A 6,030-nucleotide genomic window follows, 5' to 3' on the forward strand; every position below is an offset into this window, starting at 1 on the left:
GTTACTGGATAACCATTTCGGTGAAATAAACTGCCTCGATGGCCGGCACCTGGATGTGCTCTTCCATCACCTTCTGCAAGGCGGATAATGCCTCATCGCGCAGGGCGATCTTGCCCCGACTCGAGGTGAGTTTTTTGATCGGCTGATCGCTGAGCAACATGACCAGTTCGTGCCGCAGGGCAGGGTTGTATTGCTTGATATACTGCTCCATGTCTTTATCCTTGAGCTTCAGCTGCACACTGACCTGCATATGCCGGACCTGTCCGTTGTCGTTCACATTGACCACCAGAGCCGGTTGCATGGAAGCATATACGGCCGGTGCCTGCTCTTTCGCCTCCGGCTTATCCGCTTCGTCCTCGGCCCATAATGGCGGCGCCATTAACAGCAGGACAAGCAGGGTAAATAACGCACGCAGTTTCATCTTGAGAACTCCTGCACTATAGTGTGAAACACATCATCAGGCGGATAGCGATTTCCTGACCCCTGACAGAATACGGTGTACTGACCGCAGAGTAAATTCGGGTATTTACCTAAATGAATCCATCCCGTTTTCAGATCCGTATTGCTCCGGGCGCGCTGGTGGTGAGCTTGGCGGAGGATTGCATCATCGATATCGCCTTGCACACCAGGCCGCAACCGGAATTATCTGTTGCGACCCGTCCCTGTGAAAAGCGCATTGCACGCGAACTGGCCGCCTATTTTAACGATGCGACGGCGCCCCTGCGTTGGCCCCTGCGTTTTTACGGCAGCGATTTTCAACTGCGGGTCTGGCGGGCGTTGCGCGCGATACCGGTGGGCAGTGTCCGGACCTATGGTGAGCTGGCCGAAAAGGTCGGCGGCTGTGCCCAGGCGGTGGGCAATGCCTGTCGGCAGAATCCGATCCCGATTTATATTCCCTGTCATCGCGTGGTGGCGAAAACGGGCATTGGCGGATTTGCCGGCAAGACCGCCGGCCCGCGGATCGAGTTAAAACGCTGGTTGCTGAGACACGAAGGGGTGAGGTTGCCGGCGTGAGTGAATCCCAGGTTCTGATCGAACAGTTTCTCGATGCGCTGTGGATGGAGCGGGGGCTGAGTGAAAACACGCTCTCGGCCTATCGCTCTGATCTCAGCCAGTTCGGCCACTGGCTGGATCAGCAGGGGCGCGGTTCGCTGCGCGAGGTGCGCCGGGAGCAGATTCAGGGCTATCTCGCCCGGCGGCTGGAGCAACGCGGCAGTCCCCGCAGTACCGCCCGGCTGCTCTCCAGCCTGCGCCGGTTCTATGCCTGGCTGCGCCGCGAACAACAGATTGGCGAGGATCCCACCGCCCTGATTGAAGCACCCCGGCTGGGACGGCCGTTGCCCAAAAGCCTGAGTGAAAGTGATGTCGAGGCATTACTGATGTCGCCGGATACCGGGACCCCCAAAGGGTTGCGGGATCGCTGCATGCTGGAAGTGCTGTACGCCACCGGTCTGCGGGTCTCGGAACTGGTCAATCTGCAGATGGGACAGATCAACCGTCAGCAGGGCGTGGTGCGGATCAGCGGCAAGGGCGACAAGGAACGCCTGGTCCCGCTCGGTGAAGAGGCGCTGGGCTGGCTGCAGCGCTATGTGCAGGAAGTGCGGCCGGTGGTGCTCGACGGCCAGGCGGCGGAGGCGGTATTTTTAAGCAATCGCCGCCAGCCGATGACCCGTCAGACCTTCTGGCATCTGATCAGGGACTACGCACGCCGCGCCGGTATCGACAAACCCCTCTCACCTCATACCCTGCGCCACGCCTTCGCCACCCACCTGCTCAACCACGGCGCCGATCTGCGCGTGGTACAGATGCTGCTCGGCCACAGCGATCTGTCCACCACCCAGATCTATACCCACATCGCCAAAGCGCGGTTGCAGGAACTGCACGCCCGGCATCATCCCCGAGGGTGATGCCCAGGGGCTAGACGCTAGTTTCTAGGGGCTAGTGGCGTAGGTCACGCTGGCGATAGCCTGCGTGACACCCGACCGGTACGAAGTTATTTGACTCTCGCAAAGGCGCAGAGCCGCTGAGGGTTAAATAGGATTTTTCTCTGCGTCCTGGCGTTTTTGCGAGAGATAACAACAGGCAGGGCAGGCCGATACGTGGAATGCCAGGTAGCGCTGCGCGCAACCTGGCCTACACTGCCAACTTTGTTTTCTGGAACTTCTGCCCGTTTCGGGCATCAGATAATCCACAGTCGGGCGTGAATCGGGTATACTTTCACGCGTTATCCACACTTTTACTGGTAGTCGTTCTCATGTCGTTTTTCCCCCGTATTATTGTTATTACAGCCCTGTTGGGTCTGCTTACCCCGGCTGGCGCCGATGAACTCGATCAGGCCCGCCAGGCCATCATGGATCGCTTCGAGGATGTCAAAGCCGAGAATGTCGAGGCGTCGCCGATCAAGGGACTTTACCGGGTCACGATCCCGCCGCAGGTGTTCTATATGTCCGGCGATGCCCGTTATGTGGTGGACGGCAGTGTGATCGATCTGTCCGAGCGGCGTAACCTGACCGATGAATATCGGAACCAGGCGATTAACGCGGCGATCGAGGCAATGGGCGAGGAGTCGATGATTGTCTTTGGTCCGAAAGACGCCGAACATACGGTGACCGTGTTTACCGATATCGATTGCGGTTACTGCCGAAAATTGCATGAAGCGGTGCCAGACTATAATCAGGCCGGCATCCGGATTCGTTACATGGCCTATCCGCGTGCCGGTATCAATTCCGGCTCCTATCAGAAAGCCGTTTCTGCCTGGTGCGCCGACGACCGGCAGGACGCGCTGACCCGGGCCAAGCAGGGCGAAACGCTACCGAAAAAGAACTGTGATAATCCCGTTGCCGAACAGTTCCAGCTCGGCCAGGCGATGGGTGTCTCCGGTACCCCGGCACTGGTGCTGGAAACCGGCAAGATCATCCCCGGCTTCGTGCCCCCCAAACGTCTCGCCGCGATCCTCAACGGCAAAATGCCGAATTGAATTTGAACGAAGAGATTAACGCAGAGGACGCAAAGAGATAATTTTGAATGTTGAATTTTAAATTCTGAATTTCAGAATCGGCTCTCATTCAAAATTCAACATTTAAAATTCAAAATTATTTCTTTCTCTGTGCCTTTGCGATCTTTGCGTTCCTTACACTGACCTGTCTAGTTAAGCGCCTGGGCCAGCAGGCGGCGGTATTTGCTGACCAGTTCGCCCTGGTTACCGAGCAGTTCGAACATTCTTAACAGTCCCTTGCGTCCGGCGTCGTCGTTGTAGGTGCGATCGCGTTTGACGATCTCCAGCAGCTGTTGCATCGCTTCGTCGTGACGGCCTTCGGCGGCGTAGCGGGCGCTGAGTTGATAGCGGGCCTCGCTGTCCCTGGGATCGGTTTCGATGCGTTTTTCCAGCGTCGGGATATCGTCCGAGTCGGACAGGGTTTCGGCCAGTTCCAGTTTGGAATAAAGCGCCGAGACTTCCGGGCTCATCTGGATGTCGACGGAGAGGCTGTCGAGTAACTGGCGGGCATCGTCGTAGCGTTCTTCTTTGATCAGGATCTCGGCGAAGCGCACCCGGTTTTGCATGTTCTCTTTATCATCGAGAATGATCTGCTGCATCTGTTGCAGCGCCTGCTCCGTCTCGCCTGCTTCATAGCGATCGATCGCCTGCTGCATGGGCGTGTCCGGCTTGCCTTCCATGTGTTTGTCGAGCAGGGCGCGGATCTCGCCTTCGGGCTGGGCACCGGTGAACTCGTCGACGATCTGACCGTTTTTGACCAGCTTGACGGTGGGTACGCTGCGCACGCCGAAGTGGGCGGCCAGTTCCTGTTGCTGATCGATTTCCACTTTGGCCAGCATGAACTGGCCCTGATAGTCGGCGGCCAGTTTTTCCAGCACCGGCATCAGGCTCTGACAGGGGCCGCACCAGGTGGCCCAGAAATCCACCAGCACCGGTACCTGATGGGAGGCATCGATCACCTGTGCTTGAAAAGTCTGGGCGCTGACATCGAAACTGTACTGCGATTGGCTCATGGTCTGTCCTGTCGGTTGCTGAACGGATAGGGAATGAAAGACGCGTCCTCTGACGGGCGGGACGCGGGCGAATTATACCTGCATTGGCCACAGTTGCGCAGCGGCGGTAAACAGCAGGCTGATCCGAAGTTCATGATGGGGCCACAGCTGGCGCAGGCCTTCGGCGTAGAGTCGCATCTGTTCTTCATAGCCGGCGGCCACGGCCGCGGGATTGTCGAGCGCGGCGCGATGGGTTTTGTAATCGATCAGATGAATCCGGCCGGGTTCGATCAACAACCGGTCGATAATGCCGTTGACGGTTCGTTCCCCCTGGCGATAGAGCAGCGGCAGTTCGTTGCGGCATTGTACGTCGGCAGCGGGCTGAAAAACCTCGGCCAGTTGCGGGGCCGAAAAGGCGGCCAGCGCCTCGTCCCACCACTGGGCCAGTTGCGCGGCGTCGGCCTCACCGGCCAGGCGTTGCAGCGCGGTCTCCCGCGGCAGTGCCGGGTCCTGGCACAGCCACTCCAGGCAGCGGTGGATGGTAATACCCCGCGTGCGCCCGTCCTCATCCTCGACATCGCCGCCGTTCTCCGCCTCCTGCTGGCTGCTGGGCGCCAGCGCCGCGTCGCCGGCGCCGAGGGGCAGCGGCCGGCGCAGGCGCGGATCCGGTTCGGGGATGACCTCGGCCTCGGCGGCGGGCGTCGGCGCCGGTGTCGGCGGGGGGACGTTGCTGGTGACCAGGGTCTGCGCGCTCTCAACTTCATCGGGCTGCAAGTCAAAGGCGCCGGCGATCTGCTGATACCAGCTGGTGGTTTCGTCCCGTTTGGGCAGGCTGCCGGAGATATAGAGCCGCTGGCGGGCACGGGTGAGCGCCACATATAAAAGGTTGGCCTCCTCGCGGCGGGCGGCGCTTTCGGCCCGTTCGATCACCGCCTCGCTGAGCGGATCCTGCCAGCCCTTCGCCGGGCGCAGCAGAAAATGGGCCGGGCGGGGTGCGTTGGCCGGCCATTCGATCAGTGCCTCGTGGGCTTTGCCACGCGGCTCGGCGCGGGCGCTGTCGATCAAAAAGACCACCGGTGCCTCCAGTCCCTTGGCGCCGTGGATGGTCATGATGCGGACCCGTGCCTGCTGGCCGGCGTCGGCCGGCTCGTCGGGGGCATCGTCGTCATTCTGGCGCAGCTCCCGCAGCCACTGGGCGAAGGTCATCAGGCTGGGATAACGGCCGCTGTCCATCTCCAGCGCCAGCTCCTGGAAGCGGACCAGGTTGGCCAGCACTCGCGGCACCAGATGGGCCGGGAAGGCGGCCCGATAGCGGGCCAGGACATTGGCTTCGCTGTAGATGCGATCCAGCAGGTCGTGCACCGGGATGTGTCCGGCCAGGGCGCGCCAGCGGGCCAGATGATCGTGGGCGCGATGCAGTGGCGCATCGGGTGGCTGATCGGCGGCTTGCCGGGCAAGCCGCTCGAACCAGTTGCCTGGCGCCTCCCCGGCCAGTTGCATCAGCGCGTGGTCGTCGACGGCGAACAGCGGCGAGCGCAGAATGCCGGCCAGCGCCAGGTTGTCGAAGGGCATACTCAGCCAGTTGAGCAGGTTGAGCATGTCCTGTACCTCGATGCTCTCCAGCAGGGTGCCGCGATTACCGCTCAGATAGGGAATACCCGCCTCGCGCAGCGCCAGTTCGTACTCGGGCAGGTGAGTGCGCGAGCGTACCAGTAGCAGAATGTCATCGTAATCGAGCGCCCGGGCCGGCGCGTCGGGGTTTTCCTGGACCGGCAGGCGGGTGTCGATCAGATGGCGAATTTCGTCGGCGATCCTTTGCGCCTCCTGGCGATGGCGGGTGTGTGTTGGCTCGGGGCGCGGCGTGAACAATGGATTACGCAGCGGTGTCTCAGCGTCCGTGTCGTCTTGCTGCTCGTCCTCGCGTTCTTTGGCTGGCGGCAGGAGGATCACCTCGCCCCACAGCGATTGATGATGGGTCCGGTGTTCGGGAAAGTCGGGGAGCTGCTGGTGAAGGCGGGGATCCCGGCGGAACAACTGATTGAC

6 protein-coding genes are annotated in these 6,030 nt (G+C 60.8%); 3 read left to right on the forward strand and 3 right to left on the reverse strand.

All coding sequences use genetic code 11. The features are described 5' to 3' along the window. Nucleotide 1 precedes the first annotated feature (1 nt). Nucleotides 2-421, reverse strand: a complete 420-nt coding sequence (gene fliL, locus R6U90_RS02380) for a flagellar basal body-associated protein FliL (protein WP_410351058.1) — start codon at nt 419-421, stop codon at nt 2-4. Nucleotides 422-534: 113 nt separating this feature from the next. On the opposite strand from fliL, the gene R6U90_RS02385 reads away from it, so the two are divergent. From R6U90_RS02385 to R6U90_RS02395, 3 genes are all read left to right on the forward strand, one after another. Next, complete coding sequence (locus R6U90_RS02385; protein WP_410351059.1) at nt 535-1,014, forward strand: methylated-DNA--[protein]-cysteine S-methyltransferase; 480 nt, start codon at nt 535-537, stop codon at nt 1,012-1,014. Then, nucleotides 1,011-1,907 carry a site-specific tyrosine recombinase XerD gene (gene xerD, locus R6U90_RS02390; protein WP_410351060.1) on the forward strand — a complete coding sequence of 299 codons (897 nt, stop codon included), beginning with the start codon at nt 1,011-1,013 and terminating at the stop codon, nt 1,905-1,907. Before R6U90_RS02385 ends, xerD begins: the two co-directional genes overlap by 4 nt. A 197-nt stretch (nt 1,908-2,104) precedes the next feature. Next, the gene (locus tag R6U90_RS02395; protein WP_410351061.1) at nt 2,105-2,977 is read left to right on the forward strand and encodes a DsbC family protein; all 873 of its coding nucleotides are present in this window, start codon (nt 2,105-2,107) and stop codon (nt 2,975-2,977) included. Between the two features lie 167 nt (nt 2,978-3,144). Here the strand turns inward: R6U90_RS02395 and trxA are convergent, their stop codons facing one another. Both trxA and R6U90_RS02405 read right to left on the reverse strand, forming a co-directional pair. Beyond that, the gene (gene trxA / locus R6U90_RS02400; protein ID WP_410351062.1) at nt 3,145-4,008 is read right to left on the reverse strand and encodes a thioredoxin; all 864 of its coding nucleotides are present in this window, start codon (nt 4,006-4,008) and stop codon (nt 3,145-3,147) included. Between the two features lie 72 nt (nt 4,009-4,080). Further along, nucleotides 4,081-6,030 (reverse strand): UvrD-helicase domain-containing protein (locus tag R6U90_RS02405; protein WP_410351063.1); only part of this gene is annotated, 1,950 nt, incomplete at its 5' end.

The sequence above is a fragment of the Thiohalophilus sp. genome (assembly GCF_046483665.1).
Taxonomy (GTDB): Bacteria; Pseudomonadota; Gammaproteobacteria; order UBA6429; family Thiohalophilaceae; genus Thiohalophilus.